This is a genomic window from Burkholderia perseverans, assembly GCF_022870505.1.
Classification (GTDB): Bacteria; Pseudomonadota; Gammaproteobacteria; order Burkholderiales; family Burkholderiaceae; genus Burkholderia; species Burkholderia plantarii.
The window spans coordinates 2,718,306-2,733,924 of the sequence record NZ_CP045093.1 but is presented as its reverse complement, the minus strand read 5'-3'; the positions used below and the strand labels follow the sequence as shown (position 1 = coordinate 2,733,924).

Sequence of the window (15,619 nt, the reverse complement as noted above, 5' to 3'; positions counted from 1 at the left end):
CGGAAGGCATGGCGGTGGAAGGCATCGGGCTCATCGCGTCACCTCGCGGATCGGGATCGTCTGGCGCGGCTTCGCCGAGCCGAACAGGCCGGTGCCGGAGCGCCCGTCCGAGCAGCCGTTGCCGAACGAGAAACCGCAGGCGGCACGCAGGTCGAAGGTGTCCTCCGCGTATTCGCGGTGGCTGCTCGGGATCACGAAGCGATCCTCGTGGTTGGCGATCGCGAGGTAGCGGTACATCTGCTCGACCTGCGCGACCGACAGGCCGGCCTGGTCGAGCACGGCGCGCGCGTCGGCGTCGCTCGCGCCGTCCACGTGGCGCGCGCGCATGAAGCTGCGCATCGCCAGCAGCCGTTCGAGCGCGAGCTTCACCGGCGCCTCGTCGCCGGCCGTCAGCAGGTTCGCCAGATAGCGCAGCGGGATGCGCAGCGAGCCGACGTCGGGCAGCAGGCCGTGCATGCCGAGCGTGCCGCCGTTGGCCGCCGCGTTGATCGGCGAGAGCGGCGGCACGTACCAGACCATCGGCAGCGTGCGGTATTCCGGGTGCAGCGGGAACGCGATCTTCCAGTCGATCGCCATCTTGTGGACGGGCGAGCGGCGCGCCGCGTCGAGCCAGGCGGCCGGCACGCCGTCGCGTTCGGCCTGCGCGATCACGAGCGGATCGTGCGGATCGAGGAACACCGAGAGCTGCGCCTCGTAGAGATCGGTCTCGTGCTCGACGGCGGCGGCCTCGCCGATCCGGTCGGCGTCGTAGAGCAGCACGCCGAGATAGCGGATGCGGCCCACGCAGGTTTCCGAGCAGACGGTCGGCTCGCCGGCCTCGATGCGCGGATAGCAGAAGATGCACTTCTCGGCCTTGCCGCTCTTCCAGTTGTAGTAGATCTTCTTGTACGGGCAGCCCGACACGCACATGCGCCAGCCGCGGCACTTGTCCTGGTCGATCAGCACCACGCCGTCCTCCTCGCGCTTGTAGATCGAGCCCGACGGGCACGACGCGACGCAGGCCGGGTTCAGGCAGTGCTCGCAGAGCCGCGGCAGGTACATCATGAAGGTGTTTTCGAACTGGCCGTAGATCTCCTTCTGCACGGCCTCGAAGTTCGCGTCGCGGGCGCGCTTCTCGAACTCGCCGCCGAGGATCTCCTCCCAGTTCGGGCCGCCCTCGATCTTCTCGAGCCGCCGGCCGCTCACCAGCGAGCGCGGCCGCGCCACCGGCGGCGCGCTGGTGGAGCCGGCGCCGTGCAGGTGCGCGTAGTCGAACGTGAACGGCTCGTAGTAGTCGTCGATCTCGGGCAGGTCCGGGTTCGCGAAAATCTTCGCGAGCACGCGCAGCCGGTTGCCGCCGCGCGGCGTGATGCGGCCGTCGGCGTGGCGCTGCCAGCCGCCGTGCCAGCGCTGCTGGTTTTCCCATTCGTTCGGATAGCCGACGCCGGGTTTGGACTCGACGTTGTTGAACCAGGCGTATTCCACGCCTTCGCGGCTCGTCCAGACGTTCTTGCAGGTGACCGAGCAGGTGTGGCAGCCGATGCATTTGTCGAGGTTCAGCACCATCGCGATCTGGGCACGGACTTTCATCGCGTTTCTCCGGCAGGCAGGTCGGCCGTGGCGGTTTCGCCATCGAGCCAGTCGATACGATTCATCTTGCGCACGATCAGGAATTCGTCGCGGTTCGAGCCGACGGTCCCGTAGTAGTTGAAGCCATACGAGAGCTGCGCGTAGCCGCCGATCATGTGGGCCGGCTTCAGCGCGACGCGCGTGACCGAGTTGTGGATGCCGCCGCGCGTGCCGGTGATCTCCGAGCCCGGCACGTTCACGATCTTCTCCTGCGCGTGGTACATCATCGCCATGCCGGCCGGCACGCGCTGGCTCACCACGGCCCGCGCGCACAGCGCGCCGTTGGTGTTGAAGCATTCGATCCAGTCGTTGTCGGCCACGCCGAGCGCGCGCGCGTCGTCCTCCGAAATCCAGACGATCGGGCCGCCGCGCGAGAGCGTCAGCATCAGCAGGTTGTCGGTGTAGGTGCTGTGGATGCCCCACTTCTGGTGTGGTGTGAGGAAGTTCAGCGCGCGCTCGGGGTTGCCGTTCGAGCGCGTGCCGAGCAGTCCCTGGTAGCTGCGCGTGTCGACGGGCGGCTTGTAGACGCACAGCGATTCGCCGAACGCGCGCATCCAGGCGTGATCCTGGTAGAGCTGCTGGCGGCCCGACAGCGTGCGCCACGGAATCAGTTCGTGGACGTTGGTGTAGCCCGCGTTGTACGAGACGTGTTCCGATTCGATCCCGCTCCAGGTCGGCGACGAGATGATCTTGCGCGGCTGCGCCTGGATATCGCGGAAGCGGATCTTCTCGTCGGCGCGCGCGACGGCCAGATGCGTGTGGTCGATGCCGGTGATGGCCGACAGCGCGCGCCACGCCTTCATCGCGACTTCGCCGTTGGTTTCCGGCGCGAGCGAGAGGATCACCTCGGCCGCGTCGATCGCGCTGTCGATGCGCGGCCGGCCGCGCGTGGCGTCGTTTGAGCCGGGTGCGGCGCTGGCGGAGTCGGCGGCCGTGGCGGGCGGAGTCGACGCGGCGGCGGTGCGCCGGTTCAGTTCGCCGAGCAGCGCGACCTCGTCGCGCGTATCCCAGCCGATGCCCTTGCCGCCGTTGCCGAGCCGGTCCATCAGCGGGCCCAGCGAGGTGAAGCGCCGGAACGTGGCCGGGTAGTCGCGCTCGACCACCGTCACGGCCGGCATCGTGCGGCCCGGCACCGGTTCGCATTCGCCGCGCTTCCAGTCGCGCACGTCGTGCGGCTGCGCGAGTTCACCCGGCGAATCGTGTGCGATCGGCGCGAGCACCACGTCGCGCTCCACGCCGAGATGGCCTTCGCAGAGTTCGGAGAAGCGCCCTGCGATGCCCTTGAAGATCTCCCAGTCGCTGCGGGCCTGCCAGGCCGGATCGACGGCCGCCGACAGCGGATGGATGAACGGATGCATGTCGGACGTGTTCATGTCGTCCTTCTCGTACCAGGTCGCGGTGGGCAGCACGACGTCCGAGTAGAGGCAGGTGGTGGACATCCGGAAGTCGAGCGTGACGAGCAGGTCGAGCTTGCCGCGCGGCGCCTCGTCGTGCCATGTCACCTCGCTCGGCCGCGTGCCGCCCGTCGCGCCGAGATCCTCGCCCTGCACGCCGTGCGTGGTGCCGAGCAGATGCTTGAGGAAATACTCGTGGCCCTTGCCGGCCGAGCCGAGCAGGTTCGAGCGCCAGACGAACAGGTTGCGCGGGAAGCTGGCGGGCGCGTCGGGATCCTCGCAGGCGAGCCGCTGCGTGCCCGCCGCGAGCTGCCGCGCCAGTTCGGCGCCGGCCTGGGCCGCATCGCCGAGCGTGGCGCCCACGCGCAGCGGGTTGGCCGCGAGCTGCGGCGCCGACGGCAGCCAGCCCATCCGTTCGGCGCGCACGTTGTAGTCGATCGGCGTGGCGTCGAAGCGGTCGCGCTCGGCCAGCGGCGAGAGCAGCGCGCGCGGATCCATGGTGTCGTAGCGCCATTGATCGGTGTGCGCGTAGAAGAACGAGGTGGCGTTCATCTGGCGCGGCGGGCGCGACCAGTCGAGCGCGAACGCGAGCGCGGTCCAGCCCGTCTGCGGCCGCAGCTTCTCCTGCCCGACGTAGTGCGACCAGCCTCCGCCCGACTTGCCGATGCAGCCGCACATCACCAGCATGTTGATGATCGCGCGGTACGACATGTCCATGTGGAACCAGTGGTTGAGTCCCGCGCCGATGATCACCATCGACTTGCCTTCGGTCTTGTGCGCGTTTTCGGCGAACTGCCGCGCCACCGCGATCGCATCCTCGCGCCGCACGCCGGTGATCGCTTCCTGCCAGGCCGGCGTGTAGGGCAGGTCGTCGTCGTAGCTGGCGGCCACGTCGCGGCCGCCGAGACCCTGGTCGAGCCCGTAGTTGGCGACGAACAGATCGTAGACGGTGGTCACGAGCATCTCGCCGTCGGGTGTCGCCACGCGCCGCGCGCCGATCCGGCGCGACAGCGTGGAGCCGTGCGAGGTGGGCGCGAAATGCGCGTGCGGCTGGTTCGCGAAGTAGGGGAACAGCATGTCCACCACTTCGTCGTGGTCGATCGTGCAGGACAGCCGCGGCGCGAGCGCGGCGCCGCCGGAGGTTTGCTCGCGCAGGTTCCACTTGCCGCGGTCGGCCTCGCCGTCCTTCGCCCAGCGAAAGCCGATCGAGCCGTTCGGCACGACGAAATCGCCGCTCGCCTCGTCGATCATCACGCATTTCCAGTCGGCGCGGTCGGCCTCGCCGAGCGCGCCGTCGAAGTCGCTCGCGCGCGCGAGCCGTTCCGGCACGTAGCCGCCGTCGCGATGCGGCACGAGGCGCACCAGGCATGGCATGTCGGTGAAGCGCCGGCAGTAGTCGAGGAAATAGGCGCTGCGACCGGCGAGGTGGAATTCCTTGAGGATCACGTGGCCCATCGCGAGCGCGAGCGCCGCGTCGGTGCCCTGCTTCGGGTGCAGCCAGAGATCGCCGAATTTCGCGCCCTCCGCGTAGTCGGGGAAGATCGACACGACCTGGGTGCCGCGATAGCGCGCCTCGACGAGAAAGTGCGCGTCGGGCGTGCGCGTCTGCGGGACGTTGGAGCCCCACATCACGATGAACGTCGAGTTGTACCAGTCGGCCGATTCGGGCACGTCGGTCTGCTCGCCCCAGGTTTGCGGCGAGGCGGGCGGCAGGTCGCAATACCAGTCGTAGAAGCTCAGGCACACGCCGCCCAGCAGCGACAGGTAGCGCGAGCCGGCCGCATACGACACCATCGACATCGCCGGGATCGGCGAGAAGCCGGCGATGCGGTCGGGGCCGTGGCGGCTCACCGTGTCGACGTTGGCGGCCGCGACGAGTTCCTCGACCTCGCTCCAGCCCGCGCGCACGAAGCCGCCGAGCCCGCGGCGGGCCTGGTAGGCGCGCCGTGCCTGCGGATCCTCGACGATCGCGCGCCATGCCTCGACGGGCGCGAGCGTCGCGCGCTTCTCGCGCCACAGCTTCATGAGCGCGCCGCGCACCAGCGGGTATTTGAGGCGGTTCGCGCTGTAGAGATACCAGGAGTAGGAGGCGCCGCGCGCGCAGCCGCGCGGCTCGTGGTTCGGCATGTCGGGACGCGTGCGCGGGTAGTCGGTCTGCTGGGTTTCCCAGGTCACGATGCCGCCCTTCACGTAGACCTTCCACGAACAGGAGCCGGTGCAGTTCACGCCATGCGTCGAGCGGACGATCCGGTCGTGCTGCCAGCGCTTGCGGTATCCGTCCTCCCAGGTACGGTCCTCGTCGGTCGATACGCCGTGACCCTGGGAGAACGGTTGTCGAGTTGCGGTGAAATACCGCAGGCGATCGACGAAATGACTCATGAAAACCTCGTATGCGGGTACGTTTGCCAGACTTCGCTTATTGGTTTCGGTTAATGCGAATTCGACGATATAACGAGCGCCGGCGGCTTGGTGTTGTGCTCCGCAACAAGACGGGAGATATATCAAAGTTTGATCAATTCGCCGGATTGTGCCGGGATAGGGAGACAATCTGTGAAATCGGCGTGACACCGCAGGCGTGTTTCAACCTATTTTTTTGTATATGACGACATGTCGATGGATGAATCGGCGCGCGGCTTTTTATTCGATTTCTCGAGGGGGGAAGACTTGATGAAATGCGTCGCGGATGGAGCGGCGAAATTCGAGATTGATCGATGCCGCAATTGATTTGCGTCAATCAATGATGAGAAAACCGGACGGGGAGCGGACAGCTTCGGTCGCGCGAAGCGAGGCACGCGATGCGGTGGCGGGGTGGCGCGCCGCGCGGTGAGAATGGAGAGCAGAACGCGGGCGCGGCGCCCGCGGAGCGACGGCCTGCGTGGAGCGGGCCGATAAGGCGGCCGGCCGGTCAGCCGCCCAGCCGCCGCAGGCGCGCGAACAGCCCGTGCTGCGCGATCCAGTCGGCGTAGGCGCGATAGTCGGGGTCGCGCATCAGGTGGCGCTCCTCGGTCTTCGCGCGCAGGAAGTAGATGCCGTTCACGGCGAGCAGCGCCGCGCAGTGCGCCACCGCCACCTGCCAGCCGAGCGCGCCGACGAACGGCACCGAGATCATCCAGTACGACAGGTTCTTGGTCAGGTAGGCCGGGTGCTTCGTGAAGCGGTACGGGCCGGACGTGATGATGCCGCGGTTGGTCAGGTTCGAGAACCGCAGCCCGAACGAGATCGTCGACATCGCGTAGCAGAGCACCAGCGCGATGATCACCGCGCCCCACGCGAACTGGATCGCCGGGACGTGGGCGAGCCAGTTGTCCCAGAACAGCGAGCCTTCGTAGCGGATGTAGTGGTCCGAGACCAGCGACCAGAACGGCTGGTAGCAGAGCAGCGCGACGAGCCAGCCGAGCGTGGTCGGCTCGACGGTGCGCACGTGGCTGTCGAGGATCCGGAACGTGCAGAGATAGCCCACCGAGCCGAACAGCAGGTCCATCGTGAACGCCAGCTCGTAGAGGAAGCGGAACGTGGCGAGCGATTGCGGCGCGGCCTGCATCGCCAGCAGCGAGGCGCCCAGGTGGTCGGCGTTGGTCGAGACGTAGACGAACATCAGCGGCAGGAAGAACGCCTTCACGGCCCAGCCTGCCAGCAGCTCGCGCACCGGCGCCCAATTTTCCGGGCGCTGCTGGCGGAACACGAAGCGCGCCCACGCCAGATAGGCGTCGTCGATCTCGCGCTGGCGCGTGTCCATCCACGCGAAATAGAGCGGCGTGGCCACCGCGAAATACGGCGCGAGCATCGCGCAGAGCTGCCAGAACGGCCGGTAGAAATCGCCGTGATATTCGGGCAGCAGCCAGTAGAGCAACGCGATGCCCGCGTAGATCGAGCCGAGTGCCGCGAGCCGCAGCGCGACGCGCGCGAAGCTGAGCGGGCGCAGCGCGTCGCCGGCGATGCCGGCGCTCGGGCGCAGGTAGGCGCGCGCGACGAACAGCTCGTAGGCGGCGACCACCGCGATGATCGCGAAGCAGGCGGCGAAGCCGCGGCCGGCGCCGCTCAAGAGCGTGCCGTCGCGCGAGAACCAGAGCGTGGCCAGCGCGGCGGCGATGCCGGCCAGGCCGACCGTGAACGGGGTGGCGGAACGGGGCGGCCGGGCCCGGGCGTCGGCGACGCCGTCGATGGTGGAGTTCATGTCATGCCTCGTGATATGACATCTTGCGATGCGGCGGCCGGGCTGTTGGTGTGTAGGTGTCCGGCCGCCGGGTGCCGCGTGTTGCGCGGCGGTTGCGCTACTTCTTGCCGCCGAGCCCGCCGAGCAGGCCGCCCACCAGGTTCGTCACCGGCGAGAGCAGGCCCGTGGAGGCGCTGCCCGAGGCCGTGGTGGTGCCGGCCAGCGTGCCGGTGGCGCCGGCGGCCGTGCCCGTTACCGCACCGGTGGCGGTGGTGGTGGCCGAACCGGTTGCGCCCGCAACGGTGCCGGCCGCGCCCGTGACGGCGCCCGTCAGCGTGCCGCCCGCGCCGGCCGCCGCGCCGCTGGTGCCGCCGAGCGAGCCCTGCACGCCGCCCGTCAGCGAGCCGACCAGGTTCGTGACCGGCGAGAGCAGGCCGCCGAGGCCGGCCGTCGCGCCGCCGCTGGCCGAGCCGCCGGCGCTGCCCGACAGGCCGCCGAGCAGGTTCGTGACCGGCGTGAGCAGCGCGCCGAGGCCGGCCACCGGCACCGCGCCCGAGGTCGAGCCCGACGAGCTGCTGCCGCTGGTGCCGCTGGTGCCGCCGATCGTGGCGCCGAGGCCGAGGTTCAGGCCGAGCGAGCCGGTCAGGTTCAGCAGCGGCGAGAGCGGATTGGTGGTCGAGCCCGTCAGCAGGCCGCCCGTATTGGTAACCGTGTTGCCGAGCTGCGTGACCACGTTGCCGAGATCCTTGCCGACCTGGTTGTCGCTGGCGTTGGCCACCGCCGTGCCGGCACTGCCGAGGCCCGCGCCGAGCGTGCCGAGCAGGCTGTTGACGGGGGCGCCGAGGCCGGTGGCCGTGCCTACCGTCTGGGTCACGCTGGAGACGGCGTTGGTGATCGGGTTGATCAGCGAGCTGACCTGCGTCTCGATCTGCTGCACCGGCGCGCTCGAGAGCGTGGTGCCGAGGCCGGTGCCGACGCTGCCGACCACGCTGCCCACCGAGCTCACGACCGAGCCGAGCGTCTGCGTGACGGGCGCGAGCGGCGCGAGCGGGCCGCCGCCGAGCTGGGCCACCCCGTTGCCGAGCGACTGGACCGCGGTCGCGGCGTCCGACACGAGGTTGGCGGCCGAGCCCAGCGTCGGGCCGAGCGGATTCGCCGACGTGCCGACCTGGCCGAGGCCGGCCGCGAGCCCGTTGCCGAGCGAGACCACGCCGCTGCCGAGGCTCGACACGGCGCTGCCGACATTGGCCGTCGTGCCGGCGGCGAGCGGCAGCGAACTGGCTTCCACGGCCTGGCCGCCGTCGACGACGGTCTGGCCGGTCGCGGTGACGACGTTGCCGAGCTGGGTGACGAGCGTGCCGAGCGGGTTGCTGGCGGTGCCGGAGGTACCGGAAGTCCCGGAAGTGCCCGAGGTACCTGAAGTGCCCGAGGTACCGGAGGTGCCCGAAGTCCCGGAGGTGCCCGAGGTACCGGAAGTGCCAGAAGTCCCGGAGGTGCCCGAGGTGCCGGAAGTCCCGGAGGTGCCCGAGGTACCAGAGGTGCCCGAAGTCCCGGAAGTGCCCGAGGTGCCGGAAGTACCCGAAGTCCCGGAGGTGCCGGAAGTGCCCGAAGTACCCGAGGTACCGGAAGTACCCGAAGTCCCGGAGGTGCCCGAAGTACCCGAGGTACCGGAAGTGCCCGAGGTACCGGAGGTGCCCGAAGTCCCGGACGTGCCCGAGGTACCGGAAGTGCCTGAGGTACCGGAGGTGCCCGAAGTCCCGGACGTGCCCGAGGTACCGGAAGTGCCCGAGGTACCGGAGGTGCCCGAGGTGCCGGAGGTGCCCGAAGTCCCGGAGGTGCCCGAAGTCCCGGAGGTGCCCGAGGTGCCGGAAGTACCCGAAGTCCCGGAAGTGCCCGAAGTCCCGGAAGTACCCGATGACCCGCCCGACGATCCTCCCGAAGTCCCCGACGACCCACCCGAAGTTCCGCCCGAGGTGCCCGACGTCGTGCCCGAGGTGGCTCCCGACGTCGACTGCACGCCGAGGTTGCCGCCGCTCGGCGTCGTCAGCGCGTCGCTGCCGCCGCAGCCTTGCAGGGCGAGCATCGACGATATGCCGATTGCGATCGCGGTTTTGTTGAGTAGCGTGTGCATGGCGTCCTCGCAGAAAAGAGATTTCCCGAGGGACAAGCTGCAAAAGTCGAGCCATGCCGATCGTGCGTCAAGAATGCCGCGATTCGTCGAATTTCCTGCTTTCCGGGACGTGATATCCGGCGATAGATGCGGTTTTCACGGCGCATCGTCGACGGCGGCGGCCCGATGTTCCCGGCCGTGCTACGTAACACGCATGACGATGCCGTAACGGGCCGGCGCGTGGAGATTGCCGGTCACGGAGCCGTCGATCGCAGGCCGCGCTCGCCGATGCGATGCGGCCGGCGCGATCGGCGGCTATCCGGCCACGCCACGGGACCGCGCCATGCGCGCCCGGCCGTTGCGCCAGCGGACTGGCGGCAGGCGAGGCAAGCGCAACGAATACGGGAGAAGAAACGAGAGGCGCTAACGCGACGCGGGCGCAACAGGGAGGCAGGGAGAACGCGCACCCGGCACCGCGCGCGACGCGGGACAGGCACGGTGCAAACCGGCGCCCGAGGGCGCCGCGACCCGCGCGGCGGCCATCCGCCGCCGCGTCTGATCGCGGCGTCGTTACGCCGTCAAACCAGCCCCGCCGGCCGTCGCGTCGGCGGGATCGGCGCGTCGTCGAGCGCGTCGAGGAAGCCGTTGCTCCACCAATGCACGTCGTGCTTGCGGATCTCCTCGAGCAGGGCCGTGTGGCGCCGCACGCGCTCGTCCAGCGGCATCGTCAGCGCGGCGTGGATCGCGCGCGCGGTGCCCTGGACGTCGTAGGGGTTCACGAGCAGCGCGTCGGTCAGCTGCTCGGCGGCGCCGGCGAAGCGCGACAGCACCAGCACGCCCGGGTCGTTCGCGTCCTGCGCGGCGATGAACTCCTTGGCCACCAGGTTCATGCCGTCGCGCAGCGGCGTGACGAGCGCGACGCGGCTCGCGCGGTAGAGGCCCGGCAGCGAGGTGCGATCGAGGCTGCGGTGGATGTAGCGCACCGGCATCCAGTCCAGCTCGCCGTAGTCGCCGTTCACGGAGCCGCACAGCGAATCCATTTCCTGGCGCAGCTGGTCGTAGGCGTCCACGTCCTCGCGGCTCGGCGCGGCGATCTGGATCAGCGTCGCGCTCTGGCGCATCTCGGGATAGCGGTCGAGCATCTCGCGGAACGCCTGCACGCGCTGCGGCAGCCCCTTCGAGTAGTCGAGCCGGTCCACGCCGAGCAGCAGCTTGCGGCGCGAATACTCGTCGCGCATCTGCTCGTAGACGTTCAGGCCGTCGTCGTCGGTGGCCATCTGCGCGAAGCCGTCCACGTCGATGCCGATCGGGAACGCGCCCACGCGGATCGTGCGGTCGAACGCGCGCAGCCGCTCGCCGTCGATCAGCTGCGCATCGGCCTCGGCCTCGGCGTAGCGCACGAAATGCGTGACGTCGGTATGGGCCTGGAAGCCGACCAGGTCGTAGGCGAACAGCGAGCGCATCAGCCATTCGTGTTCGGGGATCGCGGCCATGATCTGCGGCGGCGGCACGGGGATGTGCAGGAAGAAGCCGATGCGGTTGCGGCAGCCCTGCGCGCGCAGCTCGGTGGCGAGCGGGATCAGGTGATAGTCGTGGACCCACAGGACGTCGTCGGGCTGCAGCAGCGGAATCAGCTTCTGCGCGAACAGCCGGTTCACGCGGCGGTAGCCGTCGCTGAACTGCACGTCGAAGTTCGCGAGGTCGAGCCGGTAGTGGAACACCGGCCACAGCACGTTGTTGGAGTAGCCGAGATAGAACGCGTCGTAGTCGCGCTGCGACATGTCGATGGTCGCGAGCTGCATGTTGCCCACTTCGCGCGTCTGCACTTCCTGGGTTGCCGGGTCGGCTTCGGTGAGCTTGCCGCTCCAGCCGAACCAGATGCCGCCGCGCTGCTGCAGACTCTCGTTCAGCGCGACGGCCAGGCCGCCCGGCGCTTCGTTGTCCGGATCGGCGGTGCGGTTCGATACGACGATGAGACGGCCCACAGAGATACCTCCTGATAGCGATGGCGAATGATGGCGCGACCGGCCCGCGGAACGCGTCGCGCGGGCGGGCCGGATGAGGCGGGTCGGACGGGACGGGCCGGCGACGCGGGGCCGGCACGACGGTGGCGGCTGCGGGGTGTGCCGTCACGCTGGCACGGCGTGACGCACGGTGCGTCGCGCCGCGAACGGACGACGGATGGACTCAGCGTACACCATCAATAAGGCGCGCGTTTGCGCAAGCAGCCGAGCGTCGCATCGGGCACCGTCGTCAGCAGCGTATGGATCGCGAAGTTCAGATCGGCGCGGGCGAGGTCGAACCAGACGGCCATCCGGTCGCGATGCGCGTCGATATGCGAGACGTAGACGCCGATCGGCGAGCGCAGCAGCGCGCGCCGCTGCGTACCGAGGTAGTCGGCGGTGCCTTCGAGCGTGACGGGCAGCAGCACGCGGGGCGCGCCGTCGCGGGCGGCTGCCATGGCGGACTGCGACGCGGGCCGGGCGGCGCGCGTCGGGCCGATGGCGACGACCGGGCGCGGCGCGCGCAGGGCCGGCGTGGTGGAGGCGCACGGGGAGGACGAGGTGGTGGCGCGATGGACGGGCATGACGGAGGCGGCGGGCCGCGGTAACGAACACGTCCTCACGTTACGCGGATGCGCGTAAACGGCTCGCAAAAAAATGGTCGGACGCAGCAAAGATGCGGTTGCGCGGGCGGCGATCGTGGCGGCCGACGGAGCCGAAAGCCGGTGAGGGCGCGGCGATGGTGCGATGCATCGAAAACACCGGATCGATCGGCGCGAGGCAGGCGCGGCGGGCCGCGGGCGCCGATACGGCGCGTCAACGGCGGCTGGTGTATAGCAATCTGCGTGCCCGAAAGATGGGATGGTTGGCGGCTTTTTTGGCCGCCGCGGGCGCCCGGCGTGGCAGAACGTCAGTTTGCCGGATCGGGCGCCCCGCCGCGTTGGCGGTTCGCGAGGAAATCCGCGACCAGCGCGATCGCCGCGCGGCAGGACCCGGTGTCGAAGCTGTGGATCGAGCTGGCCGGATCGAGGCCGAGCTGGATGGCGAGCCAGCGGATGCCACGCGCGCGGGCCTCGAACGCGTTGCAGCCGTCGCGGCGCACCTTGGCGGCGACGAGCGGTTCGAGCGCCGCGTGCAGGTCCGACTTCGCCTGCCGCAGTTCGGCGTTGGCGAGGCGGCCGAGCGGCACGTGGCGGCGGCTGCGCGGGAACACGCCGATCCAGGCGTCGCAGGGCGGGCAGATCCACAGCTCGCCGTGCTCGTCGCGATACGGATAGGCGGCGTCGCCGAAGCGCGCGAGTTGCGCCTTCGCGCCGCAATAGTCGCAGACGGGTTGAGGCAGGGCGGGAACGGGGCGGCCAACGCGCATGACGGGGGGATCGGGCGAGCGGGATCGGAGTGGAGCCAGCGCACAGTATACGGATCTCGCCACGCGGCCCGCATGGAGGGACGAAGTCCATGGCGAGCGGGCCGTGCGCCGCGTCACGCCGGCCGCGCGAGTTGGCGGGCCGGGCTGGGCGCCGCCCGACCGTCATCCGGGATCGCTCTCCGCTCTCCGTGCCCACACACGAGCCGGCAAGCGACCCCACGCTCAGGCAAGCACGACGCCCTGCGGATCGCAGATTCGATTACGGCCCGCCGTTTTCGCGTGATAGAGCGCGGTGTCGGCAAGGCTGACGAACGCGGCGTCGCTCGCCACCGACGTGTCGCCCGAGGTGACGATGCCGATGCTGACGGTCACGCGGCCGTGGCGGCTCGTCGTATGCGGGATCGCGAGTTCGTAGATCGAGCTGCGCACGTGTTCGCCGATATAGGTGGCGCCGGCCGCGTCGGTGTCGGGCAGCGTCACCACGAACTCCTCGCCGCCGTAGCGCGCCACGCTGTCGGACGGGCGCCGCACGCACTGCGTGAGCATGCGGCCCACCTCGCGCAGCACGTCGTCGCCGGCCGGATGCCCGTAGCGGTCGTTGTAGGCCTTGAACTGGTCGATGTCGACGAACAGCAGCGACAGCGGCTTGCCGGTACGTTGCGCCCGCAACCATTCGCCGTGCAGCGTGGCGTCGAACGCGCGGCGGTTGCCGAGCCCGGTCAGCGCGTCGGTGCGCACCAGCCGGTGCAGCTGCAGCTCGGCCTTCTGGCGCAGGCGCAGCTCGTGCGACAGCAGCACCGCGCCGGCCGAGACGACGAACGAGAATACCGCCACGATCACGCCGAGCCGCCCGGCGCGGTGCCGCCATTCCATGTAGATGTCGTCCTCGGCGGGCGCCACGTTGACGATGATCGGCAGCGTCGGCAGCCGGCGGAACACGTAGAGCCGGCGCGTGCCGTCCAGCTTGGCGAAGCCGGCCACCGAGCCGGTCGGCCGGGTCATCGCGTCGCGATACACGGTGGTGTTGCTGACGTCGCGGCCCACCATGCCGCTGTCGAACGGCAGCCGCGTGATCAGCGCGCCGCTGGTGCCGATCACCGAGGCCGAGCCGTGCGGGCCCACCGACAGCCCGTCGAGCAGCGAGCGGAAATAGTCGATGCTGAGCGCGCCCACCACCACGCCGCCGAACGAACCGTCCTCGTTGTCGATGCGCCGCGTCAGTGTGAGCATCGGCATGCCGCGATGCATCGGCGAGGGAAGCGGCCGGCTGATGTAGAGGCCGAGGTCGGGCTGCTCCCGATGGATCGCGATGTCCTCGCGCATCGCGAAGTTGCCGGCCGGCGGCGTGTCGGCGCGCGAATCGAGCACGATGTTGCCGTGCGCGTCGACCACGTAGATGGTGCCGAGATAGCGGCCGGTGGTGGCGCGATCGAACAGCACGAGGTTGCGCAGATGCGGCGGCAGCGCCATCACCTGCGGCTGGCGCATGCCGTCCACCACGGCCTGCAGCGAAAGATCGTATTGCTCGATGCTGCGCGCGATGTCGCGCTCGAGCACGAGCACCAGGTTGCGCGCATTGCCCTCCGCGCGCTGGTAGGCATCCGAGCGCGACTGGTAGAGCACGAGCGCGCTCAGGGTCCAGAAGAACATCAGCAGCAGCGCGCCGGCGATCAGGACGCCATTGGGCGTCAGCAGGCGCGCGGGATGCATCTTCGACAGACGGCGCGGCGAATCGGACTGGCGATCGGGCATGAGTAGCAGGCGAAACGAATCGGGCAACGTCGCGGCGCGTGGCATGCGTGCCGCGGCGGCGTGCATACGGTTTCGATTATCGGAGCAAATCGGGCGTTTCAGATCGACCCGACACACTTAGTGGTGCGTGTGACACACAGTTTTACGTTGATGCGTCGCAGCATGGGCGCGGCGCGGCGTTCGGGGCCCGAGGGCGGGCCGGGGACGGTCCGAGGTGCCCGGTGCCGCCCGCTTTCGCCTGCCGAGGCGGCCGGCGGCGCCGCGAATCGTTGCGCGCGCCACGGCCGGGCCGCCGCCTCCGCGGATGCCGGTGACCGCTTCAGAGGCTCAGGTCGGACAGCAGCTGGTCGGCGAGGAAATCGCAGGGCGGCCGGTTCGACCGGGCGCTGCGCGCGAGCACGATGTCGAGATCGGGCAGCGGCGGCAGGCCGTGCGCCGGCCCCTGCTGCGAGAAGTGGGCGGGCACCGCGCAGCGCGCCAGCGGCGCCACCGCGAGCCCCGCCTCCACCATGCTGAAGAGGCCCATCAGGCTCGGGCTTTCGTATGAGGTACGAAACGCGATGCCGGCCGCCTCGAGCGCACGGATCGCGTTGGCGCGCGCCACGCTGCCGGTGCCGAACAGCGCCACCGGCAGGGGCCGCTCGTCCCACACGGCGCCGCCCGACGGCGGGCCGGCCCAGACCATCGGCTCGGCGCGCACGAACGCGCCGTTCAGCCCGCGCATGCGCGTCACGCAGGCCAGGTCGATCTTGTTGTCTTTCAGGAGCGGCGCCAGCGCGCGGCTCGGCAGCCCCACCACCTGGATCTCCACCTTCGGATAGCGCGCCGAGAACTTGCGCAGCACCGGCGGCAGCAGCGAGGACGCGTAGTCGTCGGGCACGCCGATCGTCACGCGCCCCTTCACCTCCGGATGCACGATCGCGGCCCAGGCCTCGTCGCGCAGCGCGAGCAGGCGGCGCGCATAGGCGACCAGCGTCTCGCCGTCGGGCGTCGGCATCACGCTGCGCGGGCCGCGCACGAACAGCGACTTGCCGAGCGACTGCTCCAGCGCGCGGATCTGCATGCTCAGCGCCGACTGCGAGCGATGCACGCGCGCCGCGCCGCGCACGAAGCTGCCGGCTTCCGCCACGGCCACCACCATGGCCAGCACATCGAGGTCCAGTGCCTTCATGATCATCAGAAAATCTGATTGAAAGCGTCAATATAACTCGTTTGCCTGATGGGTGGCCG

The 15,619-nt window shown here is 69.7% G+C and carries 10 protein-coding genes; 1 reads left to right on the top strand and 9 read right to left on the bottom strand.

Annotated features, from left to right (window positions below; genetic code table 11):
• Positions 1-30: 30 nt before the first annotated feature.
• From narH to BpN12_RS33505, 4 genes are all read right to left on the bottom strand, one after another.
• Positions 31-1,569, bottom strand: coding sequence for a nitrate reductase subunit beta (narH, locus tag BpN12_RS11255; protein WP_246792680.1), 1,539 nt, complete (start codon positions 1,567-1,569; stop codon positions 31-33).
• Positions 1,566-5,381, bottom strand: a complete 3,816-nt coding sequence (locus BpN12_RS11250) for a nitrate reductase subunit alpha (RefSeq protein WP_246792679.1) — start codon at positions 5,379-5,381, stop codon at positions 1,566-1,568. The genes narH and BpN12_RS11250 overlap by 4 nt, the downstream gene beginning before the upstream one ends.
• A 526-nt stretch (positions 5,382-5,907) precedes the next feature.
• Positions 5,908-7,176, bottom strand: coding sequence for a protein-S-isoprenylcysteine O-methyltransferase (locus BpN12_RS11245; protein ID WP_246792678.1), 1,269 nt, complete (start codon positions 7,174-7,176; stop codon positions 5,908-5,910).
• A 97-nt stretch (positions 7,177-7,273) separates the two neighbouring features.
• A complete protein-coding gene (locus BpN12_RS33505) occupies positions 7,274-8,443 on the bottom strand; it encodes a collagen-like triple helix repeat-containing protein (RefSeq protein WP_342346190.1) in 1,170 nt (389 codons plus the stop codon).
• A 268-nt stretch (positions 8,444-8,711) separates the two neighbouring features.
• Between BpN12_RS33505 and BpN12_RS33500 the strand changes: the two genes are divergently transcribed.
• Positions 8,712-9,494, top strand: coding sequence for a hypothetical protein (locus BpN12_RS33500; RefSeq protein WP_483298940.1), 783 nt, complete (start codon positions 8,712-8,714; stop codon positions 9,492-9,494).
• Positions 9,495-9,843: 349 nt separating this feature from the next.
• On the opposite strand, the gene otsA is transcribed toward BpN12_RS33500, so the two are convergent.
• From otsA to BpN12_RS11215, 5 genes are all read right to left on the bottom strand, one after another.
• Positions 9,844-11,250, bottom strand: a complete 1,407-nt coding sequence (gene otsA, locus BpN12_RS11235; protein ID WP_246792675.1) for an alpha,alpha-trehalose-phosphate synthase (UDP-forming) — start codon at positions 11,248-11,250, stop codon at positions 9,844-9,846.
• 215 nt (positions 11,251-11,465) lie between these two features.
• Complete coding sequence (locus BpN12_RS11230) at positions 11,466-11,726, bottom strand: hypothetical protein (RefSeq protein WP_242468579.1); 261 nt, start codon at positions 11,724-11,726, stop codon at positions 11,466-11,468.
• Positions 11,727-12,178: 452 nt separating this feature from the next.
• A complete protein-coding gene (locus BpN12_RS11225; protein ID WP_246792673.1) occupies positions 12,179-12,637 on the bottom strand; it encodes a zinc-finger-containing protein in 459 nt (152 codons plus the stop codon).
• Between the two features lie 222 nt (positions 12,638-12,859).
• A complete protein-coding gene (locus tag BpN12_RS11220) occupies positions 12,860-14,389 on the bottom strand; it encodes a sensor domain-containing diguanylate cyclase (protein ID WP_246792671.1) in 1,530 nt (509 codons plus the stop codon).
• A gap of 319 nt (positions 14,390-14,708) precedes the next feature.
• Complete coding sequence (locus BpN12_RS11215) at positions 14,709-15,560, bottom strand: LysR substrate-binding domain-containing protein (protein WP_198256901.1); 852 nt, start codon at positions 15,558-15,560, stop codon at positions 14,709-14,711.
• Between the last annotated feature and the right edge of the window lie 59 nt (positions 15,561-15,619).